This window comes from Corynebacterium tuscaniense DNF00037, assembly GCF_000759055.1.
Lineage (GTDB): Bacteria > Actinomycetota > Actinomycetes > Mycobacteriales > Mycobacteriaceae > Corynebacterium > Corynebacterium tuscaniense.
On the sequence record NZ_JRNG01000033.1, the window covers coordinates 1 to 20,457 of the forward strand.

Annotated in this window: 16 protein-coding genes; 7 read left to right on the forward strand and 9 right to left on the reverse strand. The window is 57.6% G+C overall.

All coding sequences use genetic code 11. The features are described 5' to 3' along the window. From HMPREF2129_RS07660 to dnaA, 9 genes are all read right to left on the reverse strand, one after another. Positions 1–4,569: G5 domain-containing protein (locus HMPREF2129_RS07660; RefSeq protein ID WP_034665086.1), on the reverse strand; the 4,569-nt coding region annotated here is incomplete at its 3' end. A gap of 219 nt (positions 4,570–4,788) precedes the next feature. Next, positions 4,789–5,148: a hypothetical protein gene (locus HMPREF2129_RS07665; RefSeq protein ID WP_034665054.1), complete on the reverse strand. Its 360-nt coding sequence runs from the start codon at positions 5,146–5,148 to the stop codon at positions 4,789–4,791. A 45-nt stretch (positions 5,149–5,193) separates the two neighbouring features. Continuing rightward, positions 5,194–6,072: an alpha/beta fold hydrolase gene (locus tag HMPREF2129_RS07670; RefSeq protein WP_034665056.1), complete on the reverse strand. Its 879-nt coding sequence runs from the start codon at positions 6,070–6,072 to the stop codon at positions 5,194–5,196. Between the two features lie 82 nt (positions 6,073–6,154). Then, positions 6,155–8,236 (reverse strand): DNA topoisomerase (ATP-hydrolyzing) subunit B, encoded by a 2,082-nt coding sequence (gene gyrB / locus HMPREF2129_RS07675; protein WP_034665059.1) that lies wholly within the window; start codon positions 8,234–8,236, stop codon positions 6,155–6,157. A gap of 178 nt (positions 8,237–8,414) precedes the next feature. Further along, entirely contained in the window at positions 8,415–9,668 is a 1,254-nt protein-coding gene (locus tag HMPREF2129_RS07680) for an ATP-binding protein (protein ID WP_034665062.1), read from the reverse strand. A gap of 94 nt (positions 9,669–9,762) precedes the next feature. Beyond that, positions 9,763–10,389 carry a DciA family protein gene (locus HMPREF2129_RS07685; protein ID WP_034665065.1) on the reverse strand — a complete coding sequence of 209 codons (627 nt, stop codon included), beginning with the start codon at positions 10,387–10,389 and terminating at the stop codon, positions 9,763–9,765. Further along, positions 10,386–11,585: a DNA replication/repair protein RecF gene (gene recF / locus HMPREF2129_RS07690; protein ID WP_034665067.1), complete on the reverse strand. Its 1,200-nt coding sequence runs from the start codon at positions 11,583–11,585 to the stop codon at positions 10,386–10,388. The genes HMPREF2129_RS07685 and recF overlap by 4 nt, the downstream gene beginning before the upstream one ends. 44 nt (positions 11,586–11,629) lie before the next feature. Continuing rightward, positions 11,630–12,820 carry a DNA polymerase III subunit beta gene (gene dnaN / locus HMPREF2129_RS07695; RefSeq protein ID WP_034665087.1) on the reverse strand — a complete coding sequence of 397 codons (1,191 nt, stop codon included), beginning with the start codon at positions 12,818–12,820 and terminating at the stop codon, positions 11,630–11,632. A gap of 603 nt (positions 12,821–13,423) precedes the next feature. Then, positions 13,424–15,067: a chromosomal replication initiator protein DnaA gene (gene dnaA / locus HMPREF2129_RS07700; RefSeq protein ID WP_034665070.1), complete on the reverse strand. Its 1,644-nt coding sequence runs from the start codon at positions 15,065–15,067 to the stop codon at positions 13,424–13,426. Between the two features lie 855 nt (positions 15,068–15,922). On the opposite strand from dnaA, the gene rpmH reads away from it, so the two are divergent. From rpmH to HMPREF2129_RS07725, 7 genes are all read left to right on the forward strand, one after another. Then, a complete protein-coding gene (rpmH, locus tag HMPREF2129_RS10845) occupies positions 15,923–16,060 on the forward strand; it encodes a 50S ribosomal protein L34 (RefSeq protein ID WP_084576676.1) in 138 nt (45 codons plus the stop codon). A gap of 10 nt (positions 16,061–16,070) precedes the next feature. Then, complete coding sequence (rnpA, locus tag HMPREF2129_RS07705) at positions 16,071–16,430, forward strand: ribonuclease P protein component (RefSeq protein ID WP_034665072.1); 360 nt, start codon at positions 16,071–16,073, stop codon at positions 16,428–16,430. After that, positions 16,423–16,665 carry a membrane protein insertion efficiency factor YidD gene (gene yidD / locus HMPREF2129_RS10850; RefSeq protein WP_084576678.1) on the forward strand — a complete coding sequence of 81 codons (243 nt, stop codon included), beginning with the start codon at positions 16,423–16,425 and terminating at the stop codon, positions 16,663–16,665. The genes rnpA and yidD overlap by 8 nt, the downstream gene beginning before the upstream one ends. 6 nt (positions 16,666–16,671) lie before the next feature. Continuing rightward, positions 16,672–17,688: a membrane protein insertase YidC gene (yidC, locus tag HMPREF2129_RS07710; RefSeq protein ID WP_034665075.1), complete on the forward strand. Its 1,017-nt coding sequence runs from the start codon at positions 16,672–16,674 to the stop codon at positions 17,686–17,688. Between the two features lie 5 nt (positions 17,689–17,693). Continuing rightward, complete coding sequence (rsmG, locus tag HMPREF2129_RS07715; RefSeq protein WP_034665077.1) at positions 17,694–18,335, forward strand: 16S rRNA (guanine(527)-N(7))-methyltransferase RsmG; 642 nt, start codon at positions 17,694–17,696, stop codon at positions 18,333–18,335. Positions 18,336–18,399: 64 nt separating this feature from the next. After that, entirely contained in the window at positions 18,400–19,341 is a 942-nt protein-coding gene (locus HMPREF2129_RS07720) for a ParA family protein (RefSeq protein WP_034665080.1), read from the forward strand. 1 nt (position 19,342) lies between these two features. After that, positions 19,343–20,428, forward strand: coding sequence for a ParB/RepB/Spo0J family partition protein (locus HMPREF2129_RS07725; protein ID WP_034665083.1), 1,086 nt, complete (start codon positions 19,343–19,345; stop codon positions 20,426–20,428). Positions 20,429–20,457 lie beyond the last annotated feature (29 nt).

Sequence of the window (20,457 nt, forward strand, 5' to 3'; positions counted from 1 at the left end):
AACACAACGCTCCGCAACACCACCACTCGAACCAGAACCCGAAGGCTCAGACGAACCACCCGGCGTCGTCGACGGCGGAACCGGAGTAGACGGCTCAGACGGGTCTGCCGGCTTCGTCGGTTCAGACGGATCGGAAGGCTCAGACGGGTCTGCCGGCTTCGTCGGTTCAGACGGATCGGAAGGCTCACCCGGTTCAGACGGGTCCGCCGGCTCGGTAGGCTCCGAAGGCTTCGTTGGCTCAGCCGGTGACGTTGGATCAGAAGGATCAGTGGGTTCAGACGGATCGGAAGGCTCACCCGGCTCCGTCGTCGGCGGCGTCGTTGTCGTCGATGGGTCACCAGGCTCCGTCGGCTCAGCCGGATCAGACGGCTCGGAAGGATCACTCGGCTCAGTCGACGGATCACCAGGCTGTCCCGGCTCCGAAGGCTTCGTCGGCTCCGAGGGCTTCGTCGGCTCGGTGGGCTTCGTCGGCTCAGCCGGGTCAGACGGATCACAGTTGCAGTTGGCACCTACCCGGATAATTGCCTTCTTAGGCTTCTTCGTGCGCTCAGTGCTGACCTTAGGATCACCAGACGGCTTACCGGCCACAATCTTCTGGGTCGACGTCACAACCTCAACACCCAGCTCACCCTGCTGATCAACAACCTGCTCACCAACAGCAAGCGAATCATCAAAAACAATCTCCGTCTCAAACGGAACCGGCTTTTCCACCTTCGTCACCACAGAGGTGTCACCAGCCTTCGGACCGTACTCGATGATGCGGTCTTCGGGTTTGAGGCGAGAAACAACTCCTGTCACGGTGGCCTTGCCGTTTACTCCGGTGAAGGTGGCTTCGTAGGTGACTTCGCCGTCAGCGCCCTCCTGGACAACCTTCACTTCACCCGGCGCGAGTTCGGGGTTCGGCCGCAGGACAGTGCTAAATGGAATCGGCTCGGTCCATTTCATGTTTTCCGTTGCCGTGGCTTGCTTGGTGCCTACCTTGATCACCTGGTCAACAGGCTCCTCAATGATTTCCTCAGAGACCTTCGGGTCGCCCGGTTGCGAGTTGACGATCCCACGTTCAATCGTCATCTTCTTCTTACCCGGCTTACCCTCGGTGACAGTTTCGGAGGTGCCGGCAGGCATCTCCGGATCGAACTCGACCTTCACGCCGAATGGAACCTCAGTCTCAAAAGTCTCCGTGTTTGAGCCCGTGGTCTTCGTACCTACGCGGATGACAGCGTCTTGCTTCTCGGTCACCGTTGTCGTCTGAACGGCTGGGTCGCCGGCGGGTTTTCCGTCGATAAGCTTTTGCGTGCTCGTCACCTTTTCTTCACCGACGACACCTTGCTTATCGACGACTTGCTCACCCGCAGCAAGCTTGTCATCGAACACGATCTTGGTCTCAAACGGAATCTTGCGGGTTGTCTCAGTGACCAGCTCTTGGTCCTTCAGGCGCGGGCCGTGCTCAACAATGCGATCTGTCGGTTCGGTGCGATCCTTAGTCTCTGTGACCGTTGCTTCGCCGTTAATACCGTTGAAGATAGCGGTGTATGTAGCCTCGCCATCCGAACCCTCCTGGACAACCTTCACTTCACCCGGTGCAAGGTCCGGGTTCTCGCGGATGACCGTGGAGTACGGGATCGGCTCCTTCCACTCCACCTTCTCATTCATCGGTTTGGTACCAATGATCACAACTTCATCTACCGGGTCCTCCACACGCTTCCACGTGCGGTCCTTATTCAACGTCTCCTTACCCAGCTTGCCTTCGGTCTTAACCTGATAGGTGCCCTGGTTCACCGTCGGGTCGTACTTGTATACAACCTTGAACGGAATTTCCCGCTCCAGGACATCAATGACCGTCACCTTGGCCGTCGTGGTGTCCGTGGAGCCGTCCTCGTAGGTCACCGTGACAGGAATTTCGATCGCGTCGCCGTTCTTCGCATCCTTGGGTGCGGTTGCGGTGATCTTGCCCTCGTCATCAATGGTGACGGTCCAGCCAGCAGGAACGTCGCCAATCTTGAAGGGGTTTTCCTTTGCCAGTTTGGCGTTAGCTGGGTTATCAAAGTGCACCGGCAACGTAGCCGTCTCACCCGGGTACACCGTTTCAGCCTGGTATGTGGGCTCAGCTTCCCAACTATTGCTCAACTTCACCACAGTGGTGACGGGCACCTCCGGGGTCAGCCCACCCGGCGCCGTCACCTTCACAGTGATGGTCTTCTTATCCCCCGGCTTAGAGTTTGCCGGTGGAGTCGCTGTAACAACACCAGTATTCGGGTTAATCGTGTACTTCCAGCCGTCTTCCTCCTTCGTCAGGAGTGGCTGGCCATCAACATTGCCGAAGGAGAATGTCGAGCCCTTCGGGGCATCCTTCACCTGGTGGTCCACTGGCTCATTCGGGCCCGTGGTCTCCACCGAGTAGACCGGGACAATATCGCTGCCGAGAACGGTAATGGTGGCCTGCACCGGAACATGCTTCGATTCTCCGAGCTGATAGAAAGTCAGGACCGGGATATTCAAAACGTAGCCCTCTGGCGCCGTACGAGGAATCGTCGTAGTGATTTCACCAGTGTCCTCATCAATCTTGAGGTTCCACGTTCCGCTGTCATCCACGAAAGTGCGCTCATTCTCACCGTCGTCGAAGCTGTAGCGGTAAGGCGGTAGGTCATTCTCGCTTCCACTCAAGCCCGTTTTCGGGATCGTTGGAGTGAGAGTCACGCCCCTGCCAGGCCTATCCATCACTCGGTCATATTCAGGGACCTTAATTTCATGGATGATCTGGAAGCGGACTTCCACCTCATCTGTGGTCTGATCCGGGTAGGTGGCTTTCACCGTCGGAGTGATGATTGTGCCCAACTCAACGTGATCACCGTCCGCCACCGCGGTGACCTTTCCGGTCGGATCAACCGTGACAGTCCAGCCCGCTGGCACGGTGGAGGGATCCACCTCAAACTTCGCCGGGGCAACCGGCTTGCGGCCCTTCATGATGGACTTGGTGCCAATCTGGGCCGTTATCTCCTGGCCAAGCATGCCCTTTGCAAGGGCCGGGCGCACCAAATCGGTGACCTGCGTGTTATTGGGTTCCACCAGCACGAAAAGCTGGATCTCGTCGGTGGAACCGTTTGAGTACTCCACCGTGATCTTCGGCCGTGCAAATGTGTTCGGCTTCGGGTTCTCCGGGGAAGTAACGGTGACGTTGTAGTCCTCGTCCATCTCAACGTCCCAGCCTTCCAGGACGTATTGGTCATCCAGTTCGACTCTGACCTCAAAACCACCGTCAGCCTTGCTCTTTCCCAGTTCCTTGAGCAGGTCCGGAACCTGGGTAAAGGTCACTTTCTGGCGCTCAGGGTTCAGTGGCCCCGTCGGGCTATCCACACCCGAGATGATCTTTTTCTCGTTCTTGTCGTACCTCGGGGTGTGGTCCTCCGTGTCATCCAGCCTGAAGCTCTTCGAATCGATGACATTCGGCTTGTTGTAGCGCGGAAGCAAATTAGAACTGTCAAACGCTTTGCCCTCGCCACCGTTGTTGTTGTTCTTCACCGCAGCCTGAAGCTGCTCCACACTGCGCGGCAACGCCATCACAGAGAAGTTCACATTCTTATTCGCCGCTAGATCCGTTCCACGGTACTTGGGCCAAGTGAAGTAGATATCACCATTGTCGGCCACGCGAAGGAGCTGCTGACCACCAGATGCCGCTGCATTGGAGCTGCCAATGAACTCACCATTGTCGTCATAGGCTTCCACCACCATGCGCGACAGGGAATCGTCTGTTCCACCATTGACCACCGCTGGGACATTGATGTGGCCGACCTTGGTCTCTTCCCCCTCAACAATCACGTGCTTATCAAAGCTTTCCCAATTCACCGTGATGGGATTGCACTCGATATTCTCACTCGGCCACGGGTTCACAACTGCGATAAAAGCAGCGCTGTTTCCCGTTGTAGCTTTCGCGCCGTCAACGTTGTCCTTGAGATATTTTCCCTGCCATGCGTAGCGCACAGGATTATCAGCACCAGCCTGCGCGAACTGCTTGACCTCGTCTTCGCTCAAGTCCGCATTGAGGTTCAGGTTCCTTTGTTGACGGCTCGCGCTGATGTCGATGGACTCATCAGCTTTCGCAGTGACAGGACCCTTATCAAATGGAAGAGTCTGACCGGCAGCCATGGCAGGAACCGTGCCGGCATTTAGGTAGGCGCCGAGTAATCCCGAGTTGGTAAAGCTCCAATCCGCAAACGTACGGTCCTTCGAGTTATCAAAAGCGACACTCAAGCCCCACTGCGTCTTGTCCTGACTATGCTGGTTCGGCTCCGTGCTAAACCACGTAAAACCAGCCTGACTACCGGTGTATTTTCCGTCGCTGGAAGCTTCACACGAACCCGGTGTCAGGTCCGAGGCCTTCTGCGACTCCTTCTCCACCGCACCCTGGCCATCATCACCACGGAGACCGCCAGTGAATTCCGCTGCAGTGGCCTCGGTGTTCAAGGGTCCCTGACCAACAACCGTGAAGGCACCCAATGCCAGCGAAACGACAGTTGTGGCAGCTAAGGCTGAGCGGGTAGCTGTACGTGTGGGCCGTGATGAAGTAGCCACAATTTCTCCTCTGAGATCAACGCATGATGATGGGGGTCTCCACCACCGGTTCATTTTAGTTACTATGCCAAATAACTGGCGATCATGAAAATTGACTGAACAAAAAGCCCCCGTTAGTAGTGTCTGATTTCGCAGTCACACTAGCGGGGAGAAACTTTCTGCGGAAAGAGGCAATCTCGTTTCAGTTGTACTGTCCAAAGCAGTCAGATTCTGCCCATGTCACCGGGAAGGATCTAACTGGTGGTTGACCTTATTGGAGTTCTCACGTTGATACCCAAGGTCAAGTGCAGGGACATCCGGGCCATCATAGGGCGCACTTCTATTAGAGGTCGCAACATAAACGTCATTGAACGTGCGCTGCTGCGAACCATCCAGTCTGAAGATCGCACCAAAATCGTAGGGGGCTTGCGCATCGGTATTCCACGCATCAGTCCATGCGCCAGCCCTTGACTCCTGGTCCGAAAGATCGAAGGAACACGTCCCCGCATCAAGGTCAGTGGCGTTTTGCTGGGACAGTTCCACCACCGCGGTGTTCTTGTCATACCCAATACCGTCGGCGGCGATTGCCTGCGGTACCACAACAGCCGTTGGGCCAACTCCCCCGTCCGCCGCCCCCCGATAAGGCTAGCTCGTGCCTTCCGCCACGAATTTTTCAAAGCGGTCCGCGATGATGCGTGGCTCACGAGCCCAACGGTTATGCCCCAAACCGCCGGAGAGTTCCTCGGCCTTACGCGGTGCCTTGGTCAGGTGGGCAAGAAGATACTCACAGGAGGCAAGGGTGCATTCATCATCATCGGTGAAGCGCGTGAGCAGCACCGGTACGTCGACCTTCTTAATCTCCTCTGCGTAATCAATATCCTGCCCCGCCAGGTTCGCAATGGAGTTAGTCCGATTGAACAAAGACCACTCATACACATGTCGGCCAGACTGGCGGCCGTAGCCGGCGATATCTAATGCGCCACCCGGCCAGAAACCACGAAGCTTGGCCACCTGCCCCATGAGCTGCCCGCCCAACAAAGCGCGAAGAAACGCACGGCCCTGGAACCCGCGGTAATAGGGACTACCCGTGCCCACGCCCATCAAACCCTGCAGATTCAACTCTTTGGCCTCCGGGCGGGCAAGGAACATGGAGCCCACCTGTCCTCCCATGGAGTGCGTCAACATAAACGTCGGGTGATCCCGCGGCAAACCCAGCTCCTTTTTCGCTGCCTCAATCGCCCGCGGATAATCCTCCGACGCAAGATTGTGGTAGCCCCACTGGTTATCCGGCAACGCCTTCGTGGAATTCGTGCCCTGCCCACGCAACTCCCCAATAGCCACGTAATAGCCACGCGCCGCCAACTCACGCGCCAACGGCCGGTAATAACGCGCCCCCATGCCAAACCCCGGCCACATCATCACCAAAGGCGCGCCATCGGCTGGTTCCTCCGGGTCAAAGCAGTACACGGTACTCACCGAATGATCCGGCAGATACGACAAGGTATAACGCTCAGTCACGGACATGGGCAATATTGTGCCAAGAAAAGGCCAACGGGGGGCGTCGATAAGCTAAATTTTCGACGCCCCCCGGAAACCTCACCGCGCACTACACGTCGAGGAAACGCACATCCTTCGCCTTGCGAGTAATGAAGGAACGGCGCGCCGCAACATCATCACCCATGAGGATGGAGAAGAGCTCATCCGCACGCTGAGCATCCTCCAACTCCACCCGGCGCAACACACGGTGCTCCTTATCCAGAGTGGTCTCCCACAGCTCACCCGGGTTCATCTCACCCAGACCCTTGTAGCGCTGAATACCATCATCCGTGTTGATCTTGCGGCCAGCATTCAAACCAGCCTCCAACTCCGCGTCACGCTCCGCATCCGAATACGCGTAACCCGGCTCACCCTTCTGCCACTTCAACTTGTACAACGGCGGGTTAGCCAAATACACGTGACCATCAGCAATCAGCTCAGGCATCAAGCGGTACAGCAACGTAAGCAGCAGGGTTGCAATGTGCTGGCCATCCACATCCGCATCCGCCATGAGCACGATCTTGTGGTAGCGCAGCTTCGAAATATCAAACTCATCATTGATACCCGTGCCCAGCGCCGTGATGATCGCCTGGACCTCATTGTTATTCAGCACACGATCAAGACGAGCCTTTTCCACGTTCAAAATCTTGCCGCGCAACGGCAAGATCGCCTGATACATCGAGTCACGCCCCTGCTTCGCCGAACCACCAGCGGAGTCACCCTCCACGATGAACAGCTCGGAGACAACCGGGTCCTTCGAACGGCAATCCGCCAGCTTGCCCGGCAGCCCACCCAGATCCGTTGCGGACTTCCGGCGCACAGACTCACGCGCCTTCCGCGCAGCCTCACGCGCCTGGGAAGACGACACAGCCTTCTTGATGATCACCTTGGCCTCAGCCGGGTTCGCATCAAACCAGTCATTCAAGTGTTCATTGACGGAACGCTGCACAAAACCCTTGATCTCTGAGTTGCCCAGCTTCGTCTTCGTCTGGCCCTCAAACTGTGGGTCCGCCACACGCACAGAGATCACCGCGGCAAGACCCTCACGGCAGTCATCACCCGTGAGATTCGGGTCCTTATCCTTAATCAGCTTGTGCTCACGCGCATACCGGTTCATCAACGAGGTCAGCGCCGCACGGAAACCCTCCTCGTGCGTACCGCCCTCATGCGTATTAATCGTGTTGGCAAAGGTGTGCACCGACTCCTTGAAGCCGCTGTTCCACTGCATGGCGAGCTCAAGCTCATGCTCCTCGCCCTTTACATCAAACCCAACAATCGACGGGTGAATCGCCGTCTTCGTACGGTTCAAGAAATTGACGTAATCCACCAGGCCATCCGGGTAGAAGTACGTGACCTTCTTCTCACGCTTCTTCTTCGTGGCCGGCGCGACACCAGTCTCATCGTCGCTGTCGTCGGTCTTCTCCGTGTCAGCGTCTCCTGCCGCGTCGTCGAAGGAGTCTCCTTCGAGTGCCTGTGCTGTGTCGCCTTCCTCGGCGATCGCCTCAAGCTCCAGCTCCTCCTCGGAGACACGCTCATCCTTCAGCGTGATAGTCAGGCCCTTGTTCAGGAAGGCCATCTCCTGCAGGCGGCGTGCAATCGTGTCGTAATCAAACTCGACCGTCTCAAAAATCTCGGCATCTGGCCAGAACCGAATCGTCGTACCGGTGCCCCGGGCGTTATCGCCCTCAATGAGCTCATCCGGCACAGCATGCTTGAAATTCTGTATCCAGTGCTTGCCGTCGCGCTTAATATCTGCCTCAACGCGAGTGGACAGAGCATTAACGACGGAAATACCCACACCATGCAGACCACCCGAGACCGCATAAGACTCCGAGTCGAACTTGCCACCAGCGTGCAGCTGTGTCATCACAACCTGCACCGTCGGTGCGCCCGACGGGTGCATCTCCACCGGAATACCACGGCCGTTGTCCACAACCTGGACACCGCCATCCGCAAGCAACGTCACCTCGACCTTGTCTGCATAACCGGCCATCGCCTCATCCACGGAGTTATCCACGACCTCCCACACCAAGTGGTGTAGGCCACGTACACCGGTCGAACCGATGTACATGCCGGGGCGCTTACGCACCGCCTCCAACCCCTCAAGGATGGTGATCGATGACGCATCATAATGCGGTTGTTGCTCAGCCACTTTCCCGAAACTCTCCTGTCACGGCGTTCATTACGTCTCTAACCCGTGCCATCTTACACCCTTGTGGTTCCCTACAGCCGCAGCGCCAGCGCCAGCGAGAGCGCGTTTCTCGCGCGATTTCTGGGCGCCCCTACCAAAACCCATCCAAATATCTGAACAGGATTCCACTGCTTCAAGCTCAATACCCAAGCACGCCTAAGGGCACCACGTGGACCCCGCTGGGAAGAGTGTAGGCATACTCAGTTCCTGTAATGACGGCCAAAAATGTTGGCTTTCCTATCTTTTCTAAATCAACTCGATCATTTGCAAGTTTCAGCAGATTTTCTTCTGCTTCATGAATCCTGCTTGAACCGAGCTTTACCTCGCAGGCAGCCCACTTTGAATCCTCGGGATATTCAATGATCGCGTCTACTTCTAGGCCTGTGTTGTCGCGGTAGTGATAAACCCTGCCAAACTCAGCACTGGCAAGAGTTCTCAAATCTCTGATCACCATCGACTCGAAGACTTGACCGAAATACTCCGGGTCGCCAGCAAGCCGATCGATCCCGACCCCAAGAGCTGCACACGCAAGACTCGGATCAGCCAAATGAAGTTTTGACGAGGTTCGCAGACGCGATCGCGATCGGAGCGACACACTCCAAGCTGGGAGCTCCTCTAACGCGAAGACCTGGTTCAAAGCATCGATATAGGCAGCGACAGTTTTCGGTTCCACTGAGGTACCTGCTGGAGCGATATCTTTAGCCATATTTTGGAGCGTTGCCTCGCTCGAGATATTTCGAGCGACGGATGACATCAACCTTCGTACGGCATCTGGGTTATGCCTCACGCCTACCGCTGCTTCAAGTTCAGACTCGCAGATATTCTCACAGTAAGAACGGTTGAAAGCTATTGCTTGTCGTGTCCCGATTTCCAACAGCCCGGGCCATCCTCCACGAACAGCTTGTTCCGCTAAATCCTTGTAACTCAATTCTGAGGTCGCACTAACACTCTCCCCCATCCCCAGTTGGTTTAGAGAAATTGAACCCGAGGAAGCACCGCTTTCAACTAAAGCCATGGGGCGCATACGTAGCCGGGCAATACGCCCTGCACCCGAATGTCGGCTTTCATCCATGGTTGGCGATGATGACCCGGACAAAATGAATTGTCCTCGTTGTTGCCGGTCATCGATCTCATGCCTAATGGCATTCCAGATTGACGGAGCTAATTGCCATTCGTCGATAAGCCGCGGAGTATCGCCTTTCATAATTTCTGAAGGATTCAATTCCGCTAGCTGTACCATGCTCGGAGATTTATCCAGCCGAACATGACTAGCAGCCTTGGCAAGAGCTGTAGATGTTTTTCCGCAGCCGCGAGGTCCCTCAATCAAAACTGCGCCCATGGCCTCTAGAAGCTCGGTGAGAACGGAGTCTATAGCCCGACCTTTATACTGCATAGGACCATCATAACCTGAATCGCAACGTTTTCATGACCTGATTTGCAATGTTTTTATAACCTTTTTAGCAAGGATTTCATGACCTGATTTGCAATTACCCATACGTATCCCGCGGCCCCCGGCCCTTGACGTGCAGGGGTCCGTACCGCCAGTTCTTCGTCTTCGGCGGGTAGATGTGCAACTTCGTAATCACGCCGGGGCCGATCTTCTCCGCGATCTTGGACAGCACCGTTGACTGCATGTACTTCAGGTTTGTCGCCCAGGCAGTCTGGTCGCAGGAGATAAAAACCTCCCCGTTTTTGATCATGGTCACCTCAGTGTGCTGAGCGATCTTCTCCCCCACCAGCGATTCCCAGTTGCCCATCACCCAGCCATGCGCGATGGATTCCGTCCAGTCCCGCTGCGCAATCTCGTTTTTCACCAGTGCGCCAAAGCCCTTCACCTCGTAGCCACGTCGCAGCGCCCGGCCATCCGCACCCGTCGGTCGGCCAAAAAGTGGCCGGGTTTTTGTCGCCTCCGGTGTGAGATCCAAGCCCGGCACCTTCAGTCCCTCCGGTGCGGTGTTGCCCTTGCCCGTGCTGCGCCGCGGGATCACACCGGCTCCCTGCCGGTTCAGGTTTGGCAATGTGCCTCCGCGACGCTTCGCGGTGGCGCGTAGGTTCTTAAACGTCGAGGCGACCAGGTCTTGTGGTGGGGTCTGCTCCGGTGTCTGCTCTGTCATTGGTCGGCCTCTTTCGCGGTGGCTTCCGCAATGCGGGAAATTCCATCGACCATCTCCACGGAATAGCGCGCGGACACATGGTCGTCGAGGTTTTCCGGCAGGTCATCGCCGACGGCTGCGGTAATGAGTACTTGCTCTGCTTCTTCGGCGACAGCGACGAGCCGTTGTCGCCGTTTAGCATCAAGCTCCGCGAAAACATCGTCGAGAATGAGCACCGGCGCCGAACCATCCGCGGACAGCAACGCATACTCCGCGAGGTGGAGTGACAGCGCGAAAGACCAGGTCTCACCGTGGCTGGCGTAGCCCTTCGCAGGCTGCTCGCCGAGCATGAGCACCAAGTCATCGCGGTGCGGGCCCACGAGCGTAGTGCCGCGATCAATCTCATCGCGGCGGCGACGGGACAGTTCCGTAAGAAATGCCGCTTCAAGGATCTCCGCCGTGATCGCCTCCTCCCCGGCCAGTTCCTTCACTGCGCGGTCCAGCGTGGAGGAATAGCTTATCGACGCTGCGCGCGATTCCGGCGCCACCGACGCATACGCCGCATGCACCTGCGGTGCCAGCTCATTAGTCAGCTTCATCCGGCCAGCGACCACCTGGGCGCCCAGGCGAGCCAGCTGCAAGTCCCATGCGTCGAGAGTGCTCAGCGCACTAGCGCCCGAATCATCGCTGTAGCCCCTGCGCAGGGCCATATTGGAATTGCGCAACAGCGCATTACGCTGCCGCAGTACCTTGTCATAATCCGCCTTTGCCCCACCGAAACGTGGCGCTCGGATGGCAGCCAGGCCATCCAAAAAGCGGCGTCTTTCTGCTGGCTCCCCCGCCACGAGAGCGAGATCCTCCGGCGCAAACACCACGGTCCGCAACACCCCAAGGATCTCCCGCGGGGACTTCAACCGTGTTCGGTTAATCTGGGCCTGGTTCGCCTCGCGCGGACTGATTAACAGATGCGTTGTCAGCTCGCGGCCCTCATTGACCGTGGTTGCGGAAATTCTGGCATTCGCAGCACCGGCCCGTACGAGCGGAACATCCGAGGACACACGGTGACTAGCCAGCGTGGCGGAGTAAACCACCGATTCCACGATGTTGGTTTTGCCGTGGCCATTCCGCCCCGAAAACACCGTGACTCCCGGCTCGAGCGACAACGACAGCTCAGGCCATGAGCGGAAGTCACGCAGATCGAGTTCGCGGAGATACACAAAAACCCCCGGGGTTTTTTGATTACAGCTGCTTATCTGGCGTTTTAGCCCGGCAAGCGCACCGGCATGAGCAGGTACGTGAAGTTGGTGGCAGGAGTGTCAAAGCTTCCGTCCGCATTCGCCTCCGGCATCTCCTCCGGTTCCGGGATCATGATCGCCGGGCGGGAAGACTCCGTGAAACCAAAGACCACGCGGTCCGTAGGAATCACCGACAAACCATCACGCAGGTAGCCAGAGTTAAACGCGATCAGAAGCTCATCATCGCCAGTGAACGCACACTGTAGGGATTCACTTGCCTCACCGGAATCCGCGCCGGATGCGAACAGCGTTACTTCGCCCGGCTTGAAATGCATGCGTAGTTGCGCATTGCGGTCCGCGACCAAGCTCACGCGGCGAATAGCTTCCACCAAGGGGGAGATCTCCACACTTGCCATCGATGTATGCGTCTTCGGCAGCAACGGCTGAATATTCGGGAAATCCGCATCCAGCAGGCGCGTTGTTGTCTCACGGTTAGCGGAGTGCAAACCAAACAGGCCTTCCCCACCCACGTTCTCACCAGTACCAACAGCGATTTCCACCGGCTCTTCCACGTGCGTGTCCAAGGTGCGCGCGTTGTCCAACAACGTCTTCGCTGGGATGAGCAGCTTCGCCTCCACGTCCGGGCTGACTGGCTGCCACTCCAAGGAACGCAGCGCCAAACGGAAGCGGTCCGTCGCCGCAAGCTGAACGCGGTTACCGGTGACCTCCATGTGCACACCCGTCAACATCGGCAACGTGTCATCACGGCCAGCAGCCGATGCAACCTGGGTGATGGCACCAACAAAGGTCGAGGTAGACAGCGTGCCGGTGACTTCCGGGAGAGTGGGCAGCTGCGGGTAATCATCCAGTGGCATAAGTGGCAGCTCAAAGCGCGCGGACCCGCCCTGCAGCAGCAGACGTTTCCCATCGACCACGGAGACCTCAACTGGTTTCGCCGGCATGTTGGACACAATGTCCGCCATGAGTTTGCCGGCCACAGCTACGCGACCAGGCTGATCTACCTCAGCGGCGATGCGCACGCGCGTGGATACCTCGTAGTCAAAACCCGCGAGTTCCAAACCGTTGTCATCTGCAGTGATGACCACTGCGCGCAGCACTGGCTGTGTGTTTTTCGTAGGCAGGTTGCGGGCGACCCACGCGACAGCGTCAGTCAAGTCATCCTTATGCACGCGGAATGACACGTTGATGTCGTCCATGATCGGCTCCTTGATGGTTGGAAGAGGCGGGAGCTCATGAGTGCTCATCGGCATTGGCCCCACATCTGCCCAAGATTACAAGTTCTATAAGAAGTTTTGCGATCCACCCTAGGTCAAGTCCATGAACAAGTTCTAGGCGGAGTCCACCTCAGTGGCCGAAGTTGTCCCCACGCTCTATTTCTCTTGGGATTAATACTAGAAAAAGAACTAGTAAGAACAGTAAGTCCTGTGCACACTGTGGAGATCCCGGTTTCGGTGCACGGTAATCACGTTTTTCGGATGTGAGCCACGGGTGTGGAGAACCTGTGGATAACTCCGTCCTTCTGTGGAATTTAGAACTCGTCGTCCCATTCCTCACAACCCAACCCGACTTATCCACCGACTACTCACAGCCTTGGGCACAACGTGTGGAATCAGGGCTTATGTCGCTGAGACCCTGTGGACAAAGAGAAATGTAACCAATCTCACCTAATTACAAACGTGGAATTACACAGCTGTGAATAACTCTGTGGATAACTCAGCGGGAGGGGTGGCGTGAACGGGCGAGACGTCGAAAAGCAAAAAAGACCGCTCCCACGTGGGGCGGTCTCGGCGTGAATCGGCTTAGTTTGCGCGGACGCGGTTTTTGATGATCTGGGTGAGTTCCTGGATTTCGTCGTAAGTCTCGCGGTTTTCCGTCATTTCCTTACGGATTTTGCGGTTGGCGTACATGACTGTGGTGTGATCCTTGCCGCCGAACTCCTGGCCGATCTTGGGCAAAGAGAGATCCGTGAGCTCACGGCACAGGTACATAGCCAGCTGACGAGCATGCGCAACGGTACGTGTCTTGCCGGAACCGGTGAGGCGATCCATGGAGATCCGGAAGTACTCCGCCGCCACCTCCTTGATAGTGGCGGCAGTGATGGTGATATCGCCTTCATCCGGAAGAATGTCGCGCAGAGCGACTTGGGCGACGTCAAGCGTGATCGGCTCATTAATCAAAGAGGAATACGCCGACACCCTGATCAATGCGCCCTCAAGCTCACGGATCGAGGACTCAAACTGGGACGCGATCAGTGTGAGCACATCATCACTCACCCGCGTGCCATCCGCAGAGGCCTTTTTCATCAAAATAGCAATGCGCGTTTCCAAATCTGGCGGCTGAATATCCGTAATCAACCCGCCCTCAAAGCGCGTACGCAGACGATCTTCCAGCGTGGTCAGCTGGCGTGGCGGCCGGTCCGAGGACAAGATGATCTGCTTATTCGCCTGGTGCAACGCGTTGAAGGTGTGGAAGAACTCCTCCTGCGTACCTTCCTTACCTTCCAAGAACTGGATGTCATCCACCATGAGGATGTCCAAGTCACGGTAACGGCGTTTGAAAGACTCCTGCCGGTCATCGCGCACTGAGTTGATGTAGTCATTGGTGAACTCCTCCGAGGACACATACCTAATGCGCAGGTTCGGCTGTAGCACTCGGGCGTAGTTCCCGGCGGCGTGGAGCAGGTGGGTTTTGCCCAGGCCGGAACCACCCCAAATAAACAAAGGGTTGTATGCACGGGCGGGGTTCTCCGCCACGGCGACTGCCGCGCCGTTGGCAAAACGGTTGGAGGAACCAATAACAAAATTTTCAAACGTGTACTTCGGGTTCAGCGAGGTCTCACGGTTTGGATCCACCGCGGGCTTTTCACGCGGTATACGTTGTGGCGCCGGAACAATCGGGTGCGCTGACTGCTGCCGCGAGGACTCCTCGACCAGGTTTTCTTGTTGCTGGGAGTGGATTCGAGCGAGCTCATCAAGCCCCATGGGCAGCTGCTCACCGACGAGTGGTGTGGCCGGTGGTGCTGGCTCCGTGGCTGTGACTTCTTCCGCCGCGGACTGCGAGTAAGTGGAGTACCACTGGTGTGCGGGTTGGCTGGGGGCCGGCGTTGGAGCTGGTGCCTGTTGCTGAGGTTCGGGTTCCTGTTCGTGGACGGATTCATGGGCGGAAATCGTTACCGCCAGAGTGCACGGCATGCCCATGTGCTGGCTGAGCAGGTCGCTGATGTGAGGGGCAAGGCGCGTTTCCACGACGTTTTTGGCTGCTTCATGCGGGGCGGACAAAATGCAGTATCCCTCCCCCATCACGACCGGGCGGCACAGCTGCAGGTAGGCGCGGTCACCGGGGGTGAAAGTAGGAACGCTCGAATTTGGGCGCTCCGAAAGAAGTAGGAGTTCGGCAACGATCTCGTGCCACAGGGCATCAAGCCCCTGCTGTTCGTTTGCCATGCCTCTCCTACTACGTTTCTTGCTACGTTCAACTGGTTCCCATTGGTTTCTCAGGAATCCGGTCCCGCGGTTGTCCACGGGACTATCCACATCTTCGGCGGGATGTAATTCCCGTTGTTACCTTGTAGTCCACAACTTTATCCACAGGTGTGAAATTTTGGGTTGCGGAGTTTATCCACAAGATAAGCGTCTGGCTGTGGAAAAACAATTAACATTCAAAAACCTGTTGTGACCAGCTTGTTTAAGTAAACAGGCTCATAAACCTTAAGAAGAAGTTGAGGTTTATCCACAACAGGGATGGGTGATTCCTTATGAAGTTGTGGTGATAGAAACTTTCTACTCCGGAAACGGTCTGGCTGTCTAGAAAATCGTATTTTCCGTGTCACGTTTCCATGGCGTCGGGGGGTCGCGGAAACGCGGATCGAGTCGTGGCAGTGGGATTGTTGACAGGCCCCTCGCAGGTTGCCTCGGCGTGTCGCTCGTGACCTGCGGAAAACCACACTCTTGTAATTTCGGGGGTGGTGCCACCAATGGCTGGCCATCACCGCGCGTCGATTTGTCAGCTGGGCCAACGCTGCCGTATTCTGTCGGGGTCTGTCACACCTGTCACAGGGTGTGCGTGAGAGCGTTATCTGCGCCGAGCACCGGGCCGCCGCCCACAATGACCCCCAGCCAGCGGGGTGGATAGGCAGCGAGTCAGCTTGGATAGCGCACGCCACCGGCCCGAGTGCCACCTAGAGCAATCTCACCGAAAATGTTTTCCGGCTGCCTTAACCCCGGAAGGCGCGTGCACCACAGCACCAATGATGTGCAGTGGAGTACCGCCGCAGGCAGCCACGACGTCAAGGAGTCACCGTGCCTAAGCGGACTTTCCAGCCTAATAACCGTCGTCGTGCCCGCAAGCACGGCTTCCGTACCCGTATGAGCACCCGCGCCGGCCGCGCTATTGTTTCCGCGCGCCGCAAGAAGGGCCGCAAGAGCCTGACCGCGTAAGTGCTTTGTAGTGCTACCACGCCCCCATAAACTCACATCCTCGGCGGATTTCCGTCGCGCGATGCGCAACGGTGGGCGTGCTGGCACCCGCACCGTGGTGGTGCACCACTACACCCGAACCGAGCCCATCATCACCGGTGGCCCACGGTTCGGGTTAGTTGTGTCCAAGCAGGTGGGTAATGCTGTCGCCCGACACCGGGTGAGTAGGCAGTTGAGGCATGTGTGCCTGGGACTCGTCGATAAGCTTCCGCGCGAAACTGACGTTGTCCTGCGCGCACTGCCCGCGAGCGCGGACGCCTCTTCGGAGGATTTGCGCAAGGATCTGGCCAATGCCCTGAAACGAGCAGCAGCGAAACACAACCATGAGTAACGCTAACCCCGCCCAACGCGCCATCCTGGCGCTCGTGCACCTTTACCAAAAATATCTTTCACCCCTTAAAATGGGACCAACATGTCGCTTCGAGCCCACATGTAGCGCCTACGCTGTCACAGCTGTGTCACAGCACGGCGCATGGAAAGGTAGTTGGCTCACCGCCGCCCGCCTCTGCAAATGTGGGCCTTGGCATCCCGGCGGATACGACCCCGTACCACAAGTCAGGAGTTAGACCCCAGTGCTGAACTTCATCTACTGGCCGATCTCTGCCATCCTCTGGTTTTGGCACAAGGTCTTCGGCTACATCTTCTCCCCCGATTCGGGTGCCTCCTGGATCCTGGCCATCATCTTCCTCACGTTCACTATCCGCGTGTTCCTGGTGAAGCCGATGGTCAACCAGCTGCGCTCCGGCCGGAAGATGCAAGAGTTGCAGCCCCAGCTGGCTGAGCTGCGCGCCAAGTACGGCAAAGACCAGGCCAAGATGGCGGCGGAGACCCAGAAGCTGTACAAAGAAGCCAACATGAACCCGCTGGCCAGCTGTATCGTGCCACTGGCGCAGCTGCCGGTGTTCATTGGTCTGTTCCACGTGCTGCGTTCCTTTAACCGAACCGGTACTGGTGTAGGTGGCCTGGGCTTGAGTGTGGAACAGAACCGCAACACGGCGAACTACATTTTCTCCCCCGAGGACGTGCAGTCCTTCCTGGATGCCCGTGTGTTCGGCGTTCCGCTGTCCTCCTACATCTCCATGCCACAGGAGCAGTACGCAGCGTTCGCCCCGGTGGACTTCACCAAAACGAACATCATCATGGTGGCCCTGCCCCTGATTTTGATCAGCGTGGTCATGACCCACTTCAACACCCGCTTGTCCATGAAGCGGCAGCGCGAACGCATGGCTAAGCGCAAGGCCGATGAGGCAGCAAAGGGCAAAAAGCCAGCCAACAATGGTCCGATGTCTGCGGAGATGATGGAAACGCAGATGAAGACCATGAACGGCATGATGCTGTGGTTCGTCCCGGCAACGCTTCTGTTCACCGGTGTTTTCTGGCACATTGGTCTGCTCACCTACATGGTGACCAACAACGTGTGGACCTTCATCCAATCCATGATCGTCTTTGACAAGATGGACCGCGAGGAAGCCGCCGAGGAGGAGGCCCGCCGCGAAGCAAAGCGCGCATCTGCCCCGCAGCCCGGTGCCCGCAAGGTGGATAACCGCTCTAAAAAGCAGCGTCAAGCCGACGCTCAGAAGCGGAAGTAACCCTTATGCTGGACAACCTTTCTCAATGCGAGCCCACTCCCGCCGCGGCCACTGCTGTCTTCGGAGACCGGTTGGAGCTCGCTCAGGCCTACCACGATTCCCTGGCCACCACGGCCGCGGAACGCGGTTTCATCGGCCCGAAAGAGGTTTCCCGCCTGTGGAGCCGCCACATTCTCAACTGCGGCGTCATCTCCGAAGCGTTCCGTGAGGGTGCGTCCGTCGCTGACATAGGCTCCGGTGCTGGCCTGCCTGGCATTCCGCTGGCCATCGCGCGCCCGGACCTTTCTGTCACGCTCATTGAGCCACTGCTTAAACGCTCCACCTACCTCAGTGAGGTCAAAGCAGAACTTAGCCTGGACAACGTCACCGTTATTCGCGGGCGTGCGGAAGAGCAGAAGAGGTTGCTTTTCGACGTTGTGACATCCCGCGCCGTCGCTCCCCTTGGTAAACTCGCCGTTTGGTCGCTACCGCTTGTGCGGCCGGGTGGGGCGATGGTGGCGATGAAGGGGGCGTCCGTAAGCGAAGAGCTTGAACGCGACGCGAAAGTCATTGCGAAAGCCGGCGGCGTGGATGCCGAAATTTTTGCGGTTGGTGCGGATGTACTGGAACAACCCACCACCCTGATCCGCATAACTCGGGTGGGCTAAACGGATGTCGCCGGCATTTATTAGAGTCTGTGTGTAACAGTTTATTTATTCAACGGGAGGCCACGTGGACGATCAGCAGTGGGATGACACACCTATCGCCGTCGCCGCCCGTCGCGCCGCGTACATGAACACGGGTAAAGAGACAGTGCCCAAACCTGAAAAGCCCCGCGTGATCACCGTGGCTAACCAAAAAGGCGGGGTAGGAAAAACCACTACCTCCGTCAATTTGGCAGCGTCTTTGGCTAAACTCGAGTGCAAGGTGCTGGTGATCGACCTTGACCCCCAAGGCAACGCCTCCACAGCACTAGGTGCGGCACACCGCGATGGGGAAACCTCGTCCTACGAGATCCTCATTGGTTCTGCCACCGCGGAGGAAGCCCTCCAACAATCCGGCCCCAACCTGTATTGCATTCCTGCCACCATCGACCTAGCCGGCGCGGAGATTGAGCTGGTCAGCCTGGTGCGCCGCGAGTACCGCCTGGCCGATGCGCTGGGCCGTGGGTTTCTGGAAGAACACGAATTCGACTACGTCTTCGTGGACTGCCCACCATCTCTCGGTCTGCTGACCATCAACGCGATGAACGCGGTTGATGAGGTCCTGATTCCCATCCAGTGCGAGTACTATGCCCTGGAAGGCGTGGGCCAACTCCTGAACAACATCAGCATGATCCGGCAGGCCCTCAACCCGAACCTGCACATTTCCGCAGTGCTCCTGACCATGTATGACGGTCGCACCAAACTCTCCGAACAAGTCGTCGACGAAGTCCGCGGCCAATTCGGCGACGTGGTGCTCCGCAATGCTATTCCACGCTCCATTAAAGTGTCCGAAGCCCCAGGTTTCGGCCAAACCGTCATCGACTATGACCCTGGCTCCACCGGCGCCATGGCTTACTTCGACGCAGCCAAAGAACTAGCAACCCGTGGCGACTACCAGCCGCACCCAACAACAGGGCCCATCGGCGTGAGCCCCGAGATCGCCGCCCAACTTGGTCAGGAGGACAACTAACATGGCGCAACAGCGAAAAGGCGGACTAGGCCGCGGGCTTGCCGCCCTCATCCCGTCCAACCCGGACCAACCCCAGAAAACTGGCCCGCTGGGTGACAGCGCAGCCGACGTCATCATCGGCGGAGCAAAAGGGGCGCGTGAAGCCGCTGACTCCTCCGGTTCTTCGGCAGCGAAATCGAAGAAGGTAAAGGGCGCTCCTAACATCCCAGGCGCACCGGTTATCGGTGGATCCGCTGATGGTTCTGGTGCCGGGACTGTTCCTGCAGCGATGGTGAGTGCGGATTCTTTCGGTGCCACCTACCAGGAGATTCCCATCGGGGATATCTTCCCCAACGCGAAGCAGCCACGCACTGATTTTGATGAGGATGAACTGGCCGAACTGGTCCATTCCGTCAAGGAATTCGGTCTGCTGCAGCCCATTGTTGTCCGCCCCGCCAAGGACGGCTACGAGCTCATCATGGGTGAACGCCGTTGGCGTGCCTCTGCCAAGGCAGGCCTGAAGCGTATCCCTGCGATCGTGCGTGACACTTCCGATGAGGACATGCTGCGTGACGCACTCCTGGAGAACATCCACCGTGTGCAGCTCAACCCCCTTGAAGAAGGCGCTGCCTACCAGCAGCTGCTTGAGGAGTTCGGCGTCACTCAAGAGCAACTCGCTGACCGTCTTGGACGGTCGCGCCCGACCATCACGAACACGATTCGTTTGCTCAACCTGCCTGTCCCCGTGCAGCGCCGCGTGGCCGCGGGTGTGTTGAGCGCCGGCCACGCCCGTGCGCTGCTAGCTGTCAAGGTGGGTGCTGAGGCACAAGAGCAGCTGGCTGATCGGATTGTGGCCGAGGGCTTGAGTGTTCGCGCCACCGAGGAAGCCGTGACCCTGCTTAACCGCTCAGGCGCGCTGCCGGAGAAACCTAAGCGCCAGCCCACCCCGCAGCCGGAATTCCTCACCCAGGCCGCTGACCGGCTTGCTGATGAATGGGACACCAAAGTCTCTGTCACCATGGGTAAGCGCAAAGGCAAGATCGTCGTTGAGTTCGGTGACCGCGAGGACTTTGAGCGCATCTTGGCCCTGATTGAGAGCCGGGATTAAACGGGACTGGTGAAGGATTTAACACCACT